12 protein-coding genes are annotated in these 13,497 nt (G+C 60.1%); 4 read left to right on the plus strand and 8 right to left on the minus strand.

The window, feature by feature from the left end:
* Position 1: 1 nt before the first annotated feature.
* Positions 2-1,675 carry a putative bifunctional diguanylate cyclase/phosphodiesterase gene (locus tag GQ39_RS24115; protein WP_047535048.1) on the minus strand — a complete coding sequence of 558 codons (1,674 nt, stop codon included), beginning with the start codon at positions 1,673-1,675 and terminating at the stop codon, positions 2-4.
* 264 nt (positions 1,676-1,939) lie between these two features.
* On the opposite strand from GQ39_RS24115, the gene rep reads away from it, so the two are divergent.
* Both rep and GQ39_RS24125 read left to right on the plus strand, forming a co-directional pair.
* Positions 1,940-3,949: a DNA helicase Rep gene (rep, locus tag GQ39_RS24120; protein WP_047535049.1), complete on the plus strand. Its 2,010-nt coding sequence runs from the start codon at positions 1,940-1,942 to the stop codon at positions 3,947-3,949.
* A gap of 56 nt (positions 3,950-4,005) precedes the next feature.
* On the plus strand, positions 4,006-4,578 hold the full coding sequence (locus GQ39_RS24125; RefSeq protein WP_047535050.1) for a xanthine phosphoribosyltransferase: 573 nt from the start codon (positions 4,006-4,008) through the stop codon (positions 4,576-4,578).
* Positions 4,579-4,706: 128 nt separating this feature from the next.
* Here the strand turns inward: GQ39_RS24125 and GQ39_RS24130 are convergent, their stop codons facing one another.
* The 6 genes from GQ39_RS24130 to dadA all read right to left on the minus strand — a co-directional run bounded on the left by GQ39_RS24130 (position 4,707) and on the right by dadA (position 10,868).
* Entirely contained in the window at positions 4,707-6,629 is a 1,923-nt protein-coding gene (locus tag GQ39_RS24130; protein WP_047535052.1) for an acetyl-CoA hydrolase/transferase C-terminal domain-containing protein, read from the minus strand.
* Between the two features lie 162 nt (positions 6,630-6,791).
* Positions 6,792-7,208 carry a c-type cytochrome gene (locus GQ39_RS24135; RefSeq protein WP_047535053.1) on the minus strand — a complete coding sequence of 139 codons (417 nt, stop codon included), beginning with the start codon at positions 7,206-7,208 and terminating at the stop codon, positions 6,792-6,794.
* Positions 7,209-7,390: 182 nt separating this feature from the next.
* Positions 7,391-7,939: a cupin domain-containing protein gene (locus GQ39_RS24140; RefSeq protein ID WP_047535054.1), complete on the minus strand. Its 549-nt coding sequence runs from the start codon at positions 7,937-7,939 to the stop codon at positions 7,391-7,393.
* Between the two features lie 128 nt (positions 7,940-8,067).
* Positions 8,068-9,141, minus strand: coding sequence for an alanine racemase (alr, locus tag GQ39_RS24145; RefSeq protein WP_047535055.1), 1,074 nt, complete (start codon positions 9,139-9,141; stop codon positions 8,068-8,070).
* A 97-nt stretch (positions 9,142-9,238) separates the two neighbouring features.
* Complete coding sequence (locus GQ39_RS24150; protein ID WP_047535056.1) at positions 9,239-9,592, minus strand: RidA family protein; 354 nt, start codon at positions 9,590-9,592, stop codon at positions 9,239-9,241.
* A complete protein-coding gene (gene dadA / locus GQ39_RS24155; protein ID WP_047539144.1) occupies positions 9,564-10,868 on the minus strand; it encodes a D-amino acid dehydrogenase in 1,305 nt (434 codons plus the stop codon). Before dadA ends, GQ39_RS24150 begins: the two co-directional genes overlap by 29 nt.
* Before the next feature lie 156 nt (positions 10,869-11,024).
* Between dadA and GQ39_RS24160 the strand changes: the two genes are divergently transcribed.
* Positions 11,025-11,513 (plus strand): Lrp/AsnC ligand binding domain-containing protein, encoded by a 489-nt coding sequence (locus tag GQ39_RS24160; protein ID WP_047535058.1) that lies wholly within the window; start codon positions 11,025-11,027, stop codon positions 11,511-11,513.
* 140 nt (positions 11,514-11,653) lie between these two features.
* Here GQ39_RS24160 and GQ39_RS24165 read toward each other — a convergent pair whose 3' ends face one another.
* On the minus strand, positions 11,654-12,007 hold the full coding sequence (locus tag GQ39_RS24165; RefSeq protein WP_047535059.1) for a YkgJ family cysteine cluster protein: 354 nt from the start codon (positions 12,005-12,007) through the stop codon (positions 11,654-11,656).
* A 147-nt stretch (positions 12,008-12,154) separates the two neighbouring features.
* On the opposite strand from GQ39_RS24165, the gene GQ39_RS24170 reads away from it, so the two are divergent.
* Entirely contained in the window at positions 12,155-13,468 is a 1,314-nt protein-coding gene (locus GQ39_RS24170) for an NAD(P)/FAD-dependent oxidoreductase (RefSeq protein ID WP_047535060.1), read from the plus strand.
* Positions 13,469-13,497 lie beyond the last annotated feature (29 nt).

Consider the following 13,497-nt stretch of genomic DNA (forward strand, 5'->3'; position numbering starts at 1 on the left):
GTCAGCTGACGATTTCCAGCGGCGCCTTCTGACTGGAGTCAAACGTCAGGTACTCCACCAAATCCGCCAAGGCCAAGGGCTTGCTGATCAGATAACCCTGTACCTGATCGCACTCAAACCCGCGCAACAAGTCCAGTTGCTCCGACGTCTCCACCCCTTCGGCGACGACTTCGAGGTTGAGGTTGTGCGCCAGGTTGATCATCGCGTGGACCAGTTTGCGATTCTCTTCCCGTTGCTCCATGCCGCCGACAAAACTCTTGTCGATCTTCAGCAAGGTGATCGGCAGGCTATTGAGGTGTACGAACGAGGAAAACCCGGTGCCGAAGTCGTCGAGGGAGAAGCGCACCCCAAGGCGCCCGAGGGCATCCATGGTCTGCTTCACCAGATCGCTGCGGCGCATGACCGCGGTTTCGGTCAATTCGAACTCCAGCCATTGCGCCTCGACGCCACGTTCAGCAATCAGCCGGCTCAGGGTCGAGAGCAACTGACTGTCTTGAAACTGTCGGAATGACAGGTTGATCGCCATGTGTAATGGCGGTATCCCGAGCTCGAGCAATGCCTGCATGTCGCGCAAGGCCCGGGAAATGACCCAGTACCCCAGCGGCACGATCAGACCGCTTTGCTCGGCCAGCGGCACGAACTCGCTCGGTGGCAGCAAGCCACGCTCGCCGTGGCGCCAGCGCACCAACGCCTCGAGTCCGACGATTTGCCCGTCCTCAAGGTTCAGGCGTGGCTGGTAATGCAGTTCCAGCTCATCGCGGCGCAATGCCCGGCGCAGTTCGCTTTCGAGATCGGCGATGCTGCGGGCATTGCGGTTGATGCGTTCGTTGAAGATATGGAAGGTACAGCCCTGAGTGCTCTTGGCCTGTTGCATGGCGATGTGCGCATGCCACATCAACGGATCGGCACCGGCCTGGGCCCGGGCGTGGGCAATGCCCAGGCTGGAACCGATCAGCAGGCTCTCACCATCGACCCAATACGGCTCGGCCAGCGCTTCGGTGATGCGCTCGGCCATCCATTCCGCGCGTTGAGGCGCGCGGCGGGTGTCGATCAGCAACGCGAATTCATCGCTGCCCAGCCGTGCCAGTTGATCGCCGGCCTCAAGCTGGCTTTTGAGCCGCGCGACCACTTGCAGGATCAACCGGTCACCGGCCTGATGGCCGAGGGCGTCGTTGGCATGACGGAAGTTATCGAGGTCCAGGTGACCCAGCGCCAGGCCTCGCCCCTCGTTTTCGGCCAATCGCGCCGTCAGCAAGGTCTGGAAGCCCTGGCGATTGGCAATGCCGGTGAGCGGGTCTTGCTCGGCGAGTCGTTGCAGGGTGGTTTCCAGCACGCCACGCTCACGCACATGCCGCAGGCACCGGCGCAGCATGCTCGGGTCGAGATGCTCGCGTACCAGCCAGTCACTCACACCGTCGGGTGGAGTCAGCGGTTCATGTTCAAGCAGCAACACCGTCGGCAGACAGCAACGGCCAGGCGCCGGCTGAAGAGCCGGGACGGTCAACAACACCGCACTGCGGTTGTCATCGAACAGACTGCTGACCGACTCCCAACTCGGCGCGCTGATGAGCACGGCCGAGCTCCCCATCGGAGCCAGACACTCGCGCAACAACGCTGCCCACGCTGGCTCTTCGGCCAGTAGCAGCAAACGCAAGGGTTCGACAGGCGTAGACAAGCTAGCTCCCTAGACTCTGCAAATATGTAGGCGGTGGGCATTATGCCGTGCCGATAACCAATGACCAATGACATCAGTTATCAAAACGAAGCCTTTGTATCCGGAATTACGAACAGTAGACGCAATTTGGTCGCGCATCCTGCGTGAAAGTAACAAAACCGGCAAATAGAGATCGCGTTGTACGTCACAAGTCGGACAGAGCAGCACAAATCGCTGAGCCTGTTAAAATGCCGGCCCATTTCGTACTGACTCCTGAATTTACGTATGTCCCGACTCAATCCCCGGCAGCAAGAAGCCGTGAGCTACGTCGGCGGCCCTCTTTTGGTGCTCGCCGGCGCTGGCTCCGGCAAGACCAGCGTGATCACGCGCAAGATCGCACATTTGATCCAGAACTGTGGCATCCGCGCCCAGTACATCGTCGCCATGACCTTTACCAACAAGGCGGCGCGCGAGATGAAGGAACGGGTCGGCACGCTGCTGCGCGCCGGTGAAGGCCGCGGCTTGACGGTCTGTACCTTCCACAACCTGGGCCTGAACATCATCCGCAAGGAGCACGCGCGGCTGGGCTATAAGCCGGGCTTCTCGATTTTCGACGAGGCCGACGTCAAGGCCCTGATGACCGACATCATGCAGAAGGAATACTCGGGCGACGACGGCGTCGACGAGATCAAGAACATGATCGGCGCCTGGAAGAACGACCTGATCCTGCCGCCCCAGGCCCTGGAAAACGCACGCAACCCCAAGGAACAGACGGCTGCCATCGTCTACACCCACTACCAGCGCACGCTCAAGGCGTTCAACGCGGTGGACTTCGACGACTTGATCCTGCTGCCGGTGAAGCTGTTCGAAGAACACGCCGACATCCTGGAAAAGTGGCAGAACAAGGTGCGCTACCTGCTGGTGGACGAATACCAGGACACCAACGCCAGCCAGTACCTGCTGGTGAAAATGCTCATCGGCAAACGTAACCAGTTCACCGTGGTGGGCGACGACGACCAGTCGATCTATGCCTGGCGCGGCGCGCGCCCGGAAAACCTGATGCTGCTCAAGGACGACTACCCGTCGTTGAAAGTGGTGATGCTGGAGCAGAACTATCGCTCCACCAGCCGCATCCTGCGCTGCGCCAACGTGCTGATTTCGAACAACCCCCACGAATTCGAAAAGCAGCTGTGGAGTGAAATGGGCCACGGCGACGAGATCCGCGTGATCCGCTGCCGCAACGAAGACGCCGAAGCCGAGCGCGTGGCCGTGGAAATCCTCAGCCTGCACTTGCGCACCGATCGCCCTTACAGCGATTTCGCCATCCTGTATCGCGGTAACTACCAGGCCAAGCTGATCGAGCTGAAATTGCAGCACCACCAGGTGCCGTATCGCCTGTCCGGCGGCAACAGCTTTTTCGGACGCCAGGAAGTGAAAGACCTGATGGCCTACTTCCGCCTGATCGTGAACCCGGACGACGACAACGCCTTCCTGCGGGTGATCAACGTCCCGCGCCGTGAAATCGGTTCGACGACGCTGGAGAAGCTGGGCAACTACGCCACCGAGCGAAAAATCTCGATGTACGCCGCCACCGACGAAATCGGCCTGGGCGAGCACCTGGATTCACGCTTCACCGATCGCCTGTCGCGCTTCAAGCGCTTCATGGACAAGGTGCGCGAACAATGCGCCGGCGAAGACCCGATCTCGGCCCTGCGCAGCATGGTCATGGACATCGACTACGAGAACTGGCTGCGTACCAACAGCTCCAGCGACAAGGCCGCCGACTACCGCATGGGTAACGTCTGGTTCCTCATCGAGGCACTGAAGAACACCCTGGAAAAAGACGAAGACGGCGAAATGACCGTCGAAGACGCCATCGGCAAACTGGTGCTGCGCGACATGCTGGAGCGTCAACAGGAAGAGGAAGACGGTGCCGAAGGTGTGCAGATGATGACCCTGCACGCCTCCAAGGGCCTGGAATTCCCTTACGTGTTCATCATGGGCATGGAAGAGGAAATCCTCCCGCACCGCTCCAGCATCGAAGCCGACACCATCGAAGAAGAACGCCGACTTGCCTACGTCGGGATCACCCGCGCGCGTCAGACCCTGGCCTTCACCTTTGCCGCCAAGCGCAAGCAATACGGCGAGATCATCGACTGCGCACCGAGTCGCTTCCTCGATGAACTGCCGCCGGACGACCTGGCCTGGGAAGGCAACGACGACACCCCGACCGAAGTCAAAGCCGTTCGCGGCAATAGCGCATTGGCGGATATACGCGCGATGTTAAAGCGCTAGAATTGACCACTTTTACTAGACCTTCGGCGCAAAAGACGCCAAAAGAGGACAGCTTCATGGAAGCACTGCACCAGAAAATTCGCGAACAAGGCATCGTGCTTTCCGACCAGGTCCTGAAGGTCGATGCCTTTCTGAACCACCAGATCGACCCTGCCCTGATGAAGCTGATCGGCGACGAGTTCGCCTTGCTGTTCAAGGACTCGGGCATCACCAAGATCGTCACCATCGAAGCCTCGGGCATCGCCCCGGCGATCATGACGGGCCTGAACCTTGGCGTACCGGTGATTTTCGCCCGCAAGCACCAGTCCCTGACCCTGACCGAAAACCTGCTGTCGGCGACCGTCTACTCGTTCACCAAGCAGACCGAGAGCACCGTCGCGATCTCCCCGCGCCACCTGACCAGCAGCGACCGCGTACTGATCATCGACGACTTCCTGGCCAACGGTAAGGCGTCCCAGGCACTGATTTCGATCATCAAGCAGGCCGGCGCCACCGTGGCTGGTTTGGGGATCGTGATCGAGAAGTCGTTCCAGGGCGGTCGTGCGGAGCTGGATGCGCAGGGCTATCGCGTCGAGTCCCTGGCTCGCGTGCAGTCGCTGGCCGGCGGCGTCGTGACCTTCATCGAGTAACGCCCGAACACTGCAATACCTGTGGGAGCCAGCCTGCTGGCGATGGCGCCGTGTGAGTCGAAACCTTCATGACTGACAGATAGCAATCGCCAGCAGGCTGGCTCCCACAGTCGGTTTTGCGGTGGGCGTTATTGTGCGGTGGCCTTAAGGCCCGCGAGCAACAATCGCTGATACAAATCCTCTTTCAATCCTTCCGGGTTGGTCAGCTGCATGCGTTCCAAGTGTTCAGGAAACGCATCGGGCTCCGGCGCATCCAGCGCAGCCTTGCCCAACTCCAGAATCTCGCTCAGCTTGAATTTGCTCTTGAGCCAATTCAGCGCCCGCAACAAGTCCCGCTCCACTTCCGTAAAATCGCAGCCCAACGGATACTCCGGAAACAAGTGCGGGTGCCGCGCCTGAATCGCCTGCAGACGTTGCGGGCTGTTGTCGGTGAAACGCGGATCGAGACGGAAATCCTTCGGCAATTTGCCGACCTTCTGCGCCTGCTCGATCAGCCCCGGCTGGAAACGTGAGTCGCTGATATTCAACAACGCCTCAATCACTGCCGCATCGGTCTTGCCCCGCAGATCGGCGATGCCGTACTCGGTGACCACGATGTCGCGCAAATGCCGCGGTATCGTGCAGTGACCATACTCCCAAACCATATTGGAACTGACGTCGCCGCCCGACTCGCGCCAGCTGCGCAGCAGTAGCACCGAGCGTGCGCCCTGCAACGCATGGCCCTGGGCTACGAAGTTGTACTGCCCGCCCACCCCGCTGAGCACGCGTCCGTCCTCAAGCTGATCCGCCACGCCCGCGCCGAGCAAGGTCATGGTGAATGCGGTGTTGATGAACCGTGCATCGAGGCGCTGCAAGCGCTTCAACTCTTCCTGGCCATAGAGTTCGTTGATGTAGCTGATACGGGTCATGTTGAATTCGAGCCGCTTGCCTTGCGGCCATTCGCGCAAGCGCTCATAGAAACTGCGCGGCCCGAGAAAGAAGCCGCCATGCACCGAAATGCCGTCAGTCTGTGCCGCTTCGTCCAGGGTACCGGCATTCGCCTGTTGCTGGGTCGGCACATCCGGGTAGACCTTGCGCCGTACGATCCCGGCATCCGCCAGCACCAGCAGGCCGTTGACGAACATTTCGCTGCAACCGTAAAGACCTTTGGCGAACGGCTCGGTGCCGCCTTCGCGGTCGATCAATTGAGCCCACTGGCTCAGATTCAGATCCGCCAACAAGGTCTTGTAGCCGCTGTTATCGGCCTGCCGTGCCAGCAACGCGGCAGTCAGCGCATCGCCCATGGCGCCGATGCCGATCTGCAAGGTGCCGCCATCGCGCACCAGCGTGCTGGCGTGCAATCCGATGAAGTGATCCTGGAACCCCACCGGCATGTTCGGCGTGGAGAACAGCGTGGTGTTGTCCTTTTCGTCGATCAGCAGATCAAACGTATCGATGCCGACCTCGGCATCACCGGGCATGTAGGGCAAATCGTTGTGCACCTGGCCAAGCATCAGGATCGTCTCCCCGGCGGCCCGGCGCCTGGCGATCATTGGCAACAGGTCGAGGGTGATGTCCGGGTTGCAGCTCAGGCTCAAGCGGTCTGGATGCTCGGCATGACTGGCCACCAACTGCGCAACCAGGTTCAACCCGGCGGCGTTGATATCCCGCGCGGCATGGCTGTAGTTGCTGCTGATGTAATCCTGCTGGGCCGATTCACTGTGCAGCAGACTGCCGGGCTGCATGAAAAACTGCTGGATATGGATGTTGCGCGGCAAGCTGTCGCGACGCAGGTCGGCAAGGAAATCCAGTTCCGGGTAATCGCCGAAAACCCGTTCGGTGAAGGGTTCGAGGAAACGCTTTTGCAACCCGTCACCCAGCGCGGGGCGCCCCAGGCACAGCGCGGTGTAGATCGTCAGCCGTCGCTGCGGCAATTGCGCGATACGTTGATACAACGCGTTGACGAAGTGATTGGGCTTGCCCAGGCCCAAAGGCAGGCCCATGTGAATATGCGCCGGCAACCGTGCCAACACGTCATCAACCGCTTGCTCGATAGAACACAGCTGAACCATCCAAACCTCCTGACATTCCATGATGCGGGGTTGGACTGAGCTTGCCGGGTCTTGGTTGCAATGAACAGCCTGCAAGCAACACAAAACCCTGTAGGAGCGAGCGGCGATCCGCGGGCACAAAAAAACCGTCCGGAGACGGTTTTTTGCGAAAGATGCAGCGCCTTACTTCAGGCCGGACATCTTCTGGATCGCGCCTTTGAGCTCGGCGTCGGAGCAATCGGCGCAAGTGCCTTTAGGCGGCATCGAGTTGATACCGGTAATGGCTTTGGCCAGGATGCCGTCCAGGCCGCCCTGGTGATCGGCACGATCTTTCCAGGCAGCGGCATCACCGATTTTCGGTGCGCCCAGCAGGCCGGAGCCGTGGCAAGCGTTGCAATGTTTTGCAATCACTTCGTCAGGCGTCTTGGCACCGCCACCGCCGCCGGCAGAGGCGGCGACTTCCATGCCTTTGCACTCTTTACCCTGAACACACACTTGGCCGACTGGCTCAAGGCGCTTGGCAATATCGTCGTTGGTCGCAGCTTGAGCGCTGACAGCCCAGAGGGCCAATACGGTTGCTGGTGCAGCCAGCATTTTCATAATTAGATTCACGCGTTCACCCTCAATGGTGGCTAGTCACGCCTACGGCCACGGTTCGCAGGCGGGCGCAAGTATAGCGGTAAGCCCGCGACACTGAAACAACCCCAAAGTCGAAGGGGTCTTGTTGCGTAACGGTAAAACCGCCCGGGGGCCTCGGCCATGCTGGCAGGGCGCCTCTTTCCTTAAAAGTTCGCCGGTGTAGCTGCGCTGATTAGTCGCGCCGGCGTATCGAACGGATTACGGAAACGATGCGGCTTGGTACTTTCAAAGTAGTAGCTATCGCCCGCCTCGAGCACAAATGTTTCGAGTCCCACTACCAGTTCCAGCCGTCCCTCGACCAAAATGCCGGTTTCCTCGCCCTCATGGGTGAGCATCTCTTCACCGGTATCGGCGCCTGGCGGGTAGATTTCAGTGAGGAACGTGATCGCCCGACTCGGGTGTGCCCGGCCAACCAGTTTCATGGTCACTGCGCCATCGGAAATATCGATCAGCTCGTTGGCTTTGTAGACGATCTGAGCCGGTTTTTCCTGCAGGATTTCTTCCGAGAAGAACTCGACCATGGACATGGGAATCCCGCCCAACACTTTGCGCAGCGAGCTGATCGAGGGGCTGACGCTGTTCTTCTCGATCATCGAAATGGTGCTGTTGGTGACGCCCGCGCGCTTGGCGAGCTCACGCTGGGAAAGACCTTTGAGCTTACGGATTGATTGCAGTCGCTCACCGACGTCCAATGCTGGAGCCTCCAGGAATTCAGGTTGTTGGAATAATGAGCGTTATCATGGCGACAGCGTTCAGTATTTACAACACTTTGACCTGAATCCTGTTCGGCGAGACAACTTCCGGTCCGGCCTGTCTGGCCTCAGGCCCCGGAATAGAGCAGTGGCACCCGGCGCAGGTTACAGAAGATCTGGTAAGGAATTGTCCCGGCCGCAATGGCCACGTCGCTGGCCAGAATGTTCTTGCCCCACAGCTCCACGGTAGAACCCAGGCCCGCTTGCGGCACATCGGTCAGGTCGATGCACAGCATGTCCATCGACACGCGACCGATCAACTGGCTACGTTGCCCGGCAACCAACACTGGCGTGCCGGTCGGCGCCTGGCGCGGGTAGCCATCGGCGTAACCCATGGCCACCACGCCAACGCGCATCGGTTTCTGGGTGATGAATTTGGCGCCATAACCAATCGGCTCGCCGGCCGGCAGTTCACGCACGCAGATCACTTTCGATTCGAGGGTCATCACCGGTTGCAGGCGTGCAGCCAGGGCATTGGCTTCTTCGAATGGCGTGGCGCCGTAGAGCATGATGCCCGGGCGCACCCAATCGCTCGGTACCTGCGGCCAACCGAGCACCGCCGGCGAGTTGCGCAGGCTGACCTCGGCCGACAACCCCTGACGCGCCGCTTCAAACACCGCGACCTGCTCGGCGCTCGCTTGACTGTGCAACTCATCTGCACGGGCGAAGTGGCTCATCAGTACGATCTTCGCGACCTTGCCACTGGCCAGCAGACGTTGATAGGCCGCCTGGTAATCCTTCGGATGCAGGCCCACCCGGTGCATGCCCGAATCGAGTTTGAGCCAGACCACAATCGGTTTGCTCAATGCAGCCTTCTCGATCGCTTCGAGCTGCCACAGCGAATGCACCACGCACCAGAAGTCATGCTCGACGATCAGCGACAGTTCATCGGCTTCGAAAAAACCTTCCAGCAACAGCACCGGCGCACGAATGCCCGCGGCCCGCAGTTCCAGGGCTTCTTCGATGCAGGCCACGGCAAAACCGTCGGCCTCGGCTTCCAGCGCCTGGGCGCAACGCACCGCGCCATGGCCATAAGCGTCGGCCTTGATGACCGCGAGGGCCTTGGCACCCGAAACTTCACGGGCGATTTGGTAGTTATGACGCAGGGCTTGAAGGTCGATCAGGGCACGGGCAGGGCGCATGGCGGCAGACTTCTGGTCGGTCGTTTGGAAGAAAAACCGGCGCTGGCTGATGACATTAGCCGCCAGCAGCGCCGGGAGAGGGATCTTTCAGACTTGCTTATGGCAGAGCGGCTACAACCGACAGCTCCACCAGGATTTCCGGTTCGCACAGTTTCGCTTCGACGGTAGCACGGGCCGGTGTGGCGCCTTTGGGCAACCACTGGTCCCAGACCGAGTTCATGCCTTCGAAGTGTGCATCAATGTCTTTCAGGTAAATCGTCACCGACAGCAGACGGTTTTTGTCGGTCCCGGCCAGATCGAGCAAACGCTCGATGTTGGCGAGGGCTTCACGAGTCTGCTGTTCAATCCCGGCGTTCATGTCGTCGCCAACCTGCCCGGCCAGATAAACCGTGCCGTTGTGGGTGACGATCTGACTCATGCGCTCATTGGTGAGCTGGCGCTGGATTGACATGCTTTGCGGACTCCTGGGTTTTGTTGCCATAACGGGAAATATCGAGGCCTTCGGCGCTGATCTGCGGCTTCTTCTTGGCCATCAGATCAGCCAGCAAGCGGCCGGAACCACAAGCCATGGTCCAGCCCAAGGTGCCGTGACCGGTGTTCAGGAACAGATTCTTGAACGGTGTGGCGCCAACGATCGGCGTGCCGTCCGGAGTGGTCGGACGCAGGCCGGTCCAGAAGCTGGCCTCGGCCAGATTACCGCCCTGAGGATAAAGGTCGTTGACGATCATCTCCAGGGTTTCGCGCCGACGCGGGTTCAGCGACAGGTCAAAACCGGCGATTTCAGCCATGCCGCCGACGCGGATGCGGTTGTCGAAACGGGTGATTGCGACCTTGTAGGTCTCGTCGAGAATGGTCGAGGTCGGGGCCATTGCCGGGTTGGTGATCGGCACGGTCAGGGAGTAACCCTTGAGCGGATACACCGGGGCCTTGATGCCCAATGGCTTGAGCAGTTGCGGCGAGTAGCTGCCGAGTGCCAGGACGTAGCGGTCCGCGGTTTCCAGTTTGCCGTCGATCCATACACCGTTGATGCGATCGCCGGCGAAGTCGAGGCGCTGAATGTCCTGACCGAAACGGAATTGCACACCGAGGTTCGCGGCCATCTCGGCCAGCTTGGTGGTGAACATCTGGCAGTCGCCAGTCTGGTCGTTCGGCAGGCGCAGGGCACCGGCGAGGATATCGGTGACGCTGGCCAGGGCCGGTTCGACGCGGGCAATGCCTTCGCGATCGAGCAGTTCGAACGGCACGCCGGATTCTTTCAACACAGCGATGTCTTTCGCGGCGCCGTCGAGCTGGGCCTGGGTACGGAACAGTTGAGTCGTGCCGAGGCTGCGGCCTTCGTAGGCAATGCCGGTTTCGGCGCGCAATTCGTCGAGGCAGTCACGGCTGTACTCGGACAGACGGACCATGCGCTCCTTGTTCACCGCGTAACGGCTGGCGGTGCAGTTGCGCAGCATCTGCGCCATCCACAGGTATTGGTCGATGTCGCCAGTGGCCTTGATCGCCAGCGGCGCGTGACGCTGCAACAGCCACTTGATGGCTTTGAGCGGCACGCCCGGTGCGGCCCACGGCGAGGCATAACCCGGCGAAACCTGGCCGGCGTTGGCGAAACTGGTCTCCATCGCGGCAGCCGGCTGCCGGTCGACGACCACCACTTCAAACCCGGCACGCGCCAGATAGTAAGCACTGGTGGTACCGATGACGCCGCTACCCAAGACCATGACGCGCATTTTCATATCCCTCATGCGGCTAACCGCTGACGTTTGTTGTTCAGAGCTTTAGATAGGCGCAGTGTAAAAAAGAATAGCCAGTGATTTTCACTATATAAGCGCTTATATTTGGCGACAATTCTCGGCAAAAACCCTTTTCACGGAGGCGCATCCCCTATGCGTACCAACACTCAAACCAAACGAGAGCTGGACAAGATCGACCGCAACATCCTGCGGATCCTGCAAGCGGACGGGCGTATCTCCTTCACCGAGCTGGGGGAGAAGGTCGGACTCTCGACCACGCCCTGCACAGAGCGGGTGCGGCGCCTGGAACGCGAAGGGATCATCATGGGTTACTACGCGCGGCTCAATCCGCAGCACCTCAAGGGCAGCCTTCTGGTGTTCGTGGAAATCAGTCTCGACTACAAATCCGGCGACACTTTCGAAGAGTTCCGACGCGCGGTGCTGAAGCTGCCACACGTGCTGGAGTGCCATTTGGTGTCAGGGGATTTCGACTATCTGGTGAAGGCACGGATCTCCGAAATGGCCTCGTACCGCAAGCTGCTGGGCGACATCCTGCTCAAGCTGCCCCATGTGCGCGAATCCAAGAGTTACATCGTGATGGAAGAGGTGAAAGAGAGCTTGAATTTGCCGATTGCGGATTGAAGCGCTGCGTTGTCCGGTCTGGCCCCATCGCTAGCAGGCTAGCTCCCACAATTGATCTTCAGCGGACACACATTCTGTGCATGACACAGATCCAGTGTGGGAGCTAGCCCGCTAGCGATTACAGGCGACTCGGTCTTGCCTTAGACGAGGACCTGCCGATTCGAAGCCATGTACTCGAACACCTGCTTCTCCACCCGCGGATGAATCAGCTCCACCGGTCCCCGGCCATTAGGGCACGGCAAGCTCTTGGTCGTGCCGAACAACCGGCAGATCAGCGGCCGCTCTTCATACACCGTGCAACCGTTCGGTCCCAGGTGCACACAGTTGAGTGCCTCCATCGCCGCGTCCTGCTCGGCCCGGGTCTTGCGCGGCAGGCGCGACATTTCTTCCGGCGAGGTCGTCACCGGACCACAGCAGTCATGGCAGCCGGGGACGCACTCGAACGAGGGAATCTGCTGGCGAAGCGTGCGGATTTTCTGACTGTTGCAGCTCATCGAAGCGGTGACCGATATCGGAATAGAGCGTGATTCTGACGCAAAAGCCCTTTTCCAGACAGCAGCAACCGACCAATGTTGCCCGTCTGCGAAGGTCCGGCTTATGCTCCGTCAAATTTTATAAACACAAGAATCAGGATCACGCAGATGACTGCTCGTGCTCGGCAACCTGTCTCGAACCACCCGCATACGGCCTCCTACTACGCGGCCAGCAGCTTGCCGCAGCCGCAGCTTCCGGTGCTCAAGGGCGAAGTGCTGGCCGACGTGTGCGTGGTCGGCGGCGGGTTCTCGGGATTGAACACGGCACTTGAACTGGCCGAACGCGGCCTCAGCGTGGTGTTGCTCGAAGCGCACAAGATCGGTTGGGGCGCCAGCGGACGCAATGGCGGGCAGTTGATTCGCGGTGTCGGGCACGGCCTCGATCAGTTCGCCAACGTGATCGGTGCGGACGGTGTGCGTCAGATGAAACTCATGGGCCTGGAAGCGGTGGAAATCGTCCGACAGCGCATCGAGCGATTTCAGATCCCCTGCGACTTGACCTGGGGCTACTGCGACCTGGCCAACAAGCCCCGCGACCTCGAAGGTTTCGCCGAAGACGCCGAAGAACTGCGCAGCCTCGGTTATCGCTACGAAACCCGCCTGCTGCAACCCCATGAGATGCACACGGTGGTGGGCTCCGAGCGCTACGTCGGCGGTCTTGTCGACATGGGTTCCGGGCACCTGCACCCGCTGAACCTGGCACTGGGCGAAGCGGCTGCCGCACAACGATTGGGCGTCAAACTATTCGAACAGTCCGCCGTTACCCGAATCGATTACGGCCCCGAGATCAAGGTTCATACCGCCCAAGGCTCGGTCCGCGCCAAGACCCTGGTACTGGGCTGCAATGCTTACCTCAATCAACTCAACCCGCAGCTCAGCGGCAAGGTGTTGCCCGCCGGCAGTTACATCATCGCCACCGAACCATTGAGCGAGGAACAGGCACACGCTTTGCTGCCGCAAAACATGGCGGTCTGTGATCAGCGGGTGGCACTGGATTATTACCGGCTCTCGGCGGATCGACGCTTGCTGTTCGGCGGCGCCTGCCATTACTCAGGTCGCGACCCGAAAGACATCGCCGCCTATATGCGGCCAAAAATGCTGGACGTGTTCCCGCAGTTGGCCGGCGTGAAGATCGATTATCAATGGGGAGGCATGATCGGCATCGGCGCCAACCGCTTGCCTCAGATCGGTCGACTCAACGACCAGCCGAACGTGTATTACGCTCAGGCCTATTCCGGCCATGGTGTGAATGCCACGCACCTGGCGGGCAGGTTACTGGCCGAGGCCATCAGTGGCCAGCACAGCGGTGGGTTCGATCTGTTCGCCAAGGTGCCACACATCACCTTCCCCGGCGGCAAGCATCTGCGCTCGCCATTGTTGGCGCTGGGGATGTTGTGGCATCGACTGAAAGAGTGGGTTTGAAGGATTGGTTTCGCTCTTACCTGCTACAT

The organism is Pseudomonas sp. 11/12A (genome assembly GCF_000800055.1).
Taxonomy (GTDB): Bacteria; Pseudomonadota; Gammaproteobacteria; order Pseudomonadales; family Pseudomonadaceae; genus Aquipseudomonas; species Aquipseudomonas mohnii.

Excerpts from the sequence above, each read along its gene's own strand:
- GQ39_RS24160 (WP_047535058.1), top strand. The coding sequence starts at position 11,025 with ATGCGTACCAACACTCAAACCAAACGAGAGCTGGACAAGATCGACCGC.
- GQ39_RS24125 (WP_047535050.1), top strand. The coding sequence starts at position 4,006 with ATGGAAGCACTGCACCAGAAAATTCGCGAACAAGGCATCGTGCTTTCC.
- GQ39_RS24170 (WP_047535060.1), top strand. The coding sequence starts at position 12,155 with ATGACTGCTCGTGCTCGGCAACCTGTCTCGAACCACCCGCATACGGCC.
- rep (WP_047535049.1), top strand. The coding sequence starts at position 1,940 with ATGTCCCGACTCAATCCCCGGCAGCAAGAAGCCGTGAGCTACGTCGGC.
- alr (WP_047535055.1), bottom strand. The coding sequence starts at position 9,141 with ATGCGCCCTGCCCGTGCCCTGATCGACCTTCAAGCCCTGCGTCATAAC.
- GQ39_RS24135 (WP_047535053.1), bottom strand. The coding sequence starts at position 7,208 with ATGAAAATGCTGGCTGCACCAGCAACCGTATTGGCCCTCTGGGCTGTC.
- GQ39_RS24150 (WP_047535056.1), bottom strand. The coding sequence starts at position 9,592 with ATGTCAATCCAGCGCCAGCTCACCAATGAGCGCATGAGTCAGATCGTC.
- dadA (WP_047539144.1), bottom strand. The coding sequence starts at position 10,868 with ATGCGCGTCATGGTCTTGGGTAGCGGCGTCATCGGTACCACCAGTGCT.
- GQ39_RS24165 (WP_047535059.1), bottom strand. The coding sequence starts at position 12,007 with ATGAGCTGCAACAGTCAGAAAATCCGCACGCTTCGCCAGCAGATTCCC.
- GQ39_RS24130 (WP_047535052.1), bottom strand. The coding sequence starts at position 6,629 with ATGGTTCAGCTGTGTTCTATCGAGCAAGCGGTTGATGACGTGTTGGCA.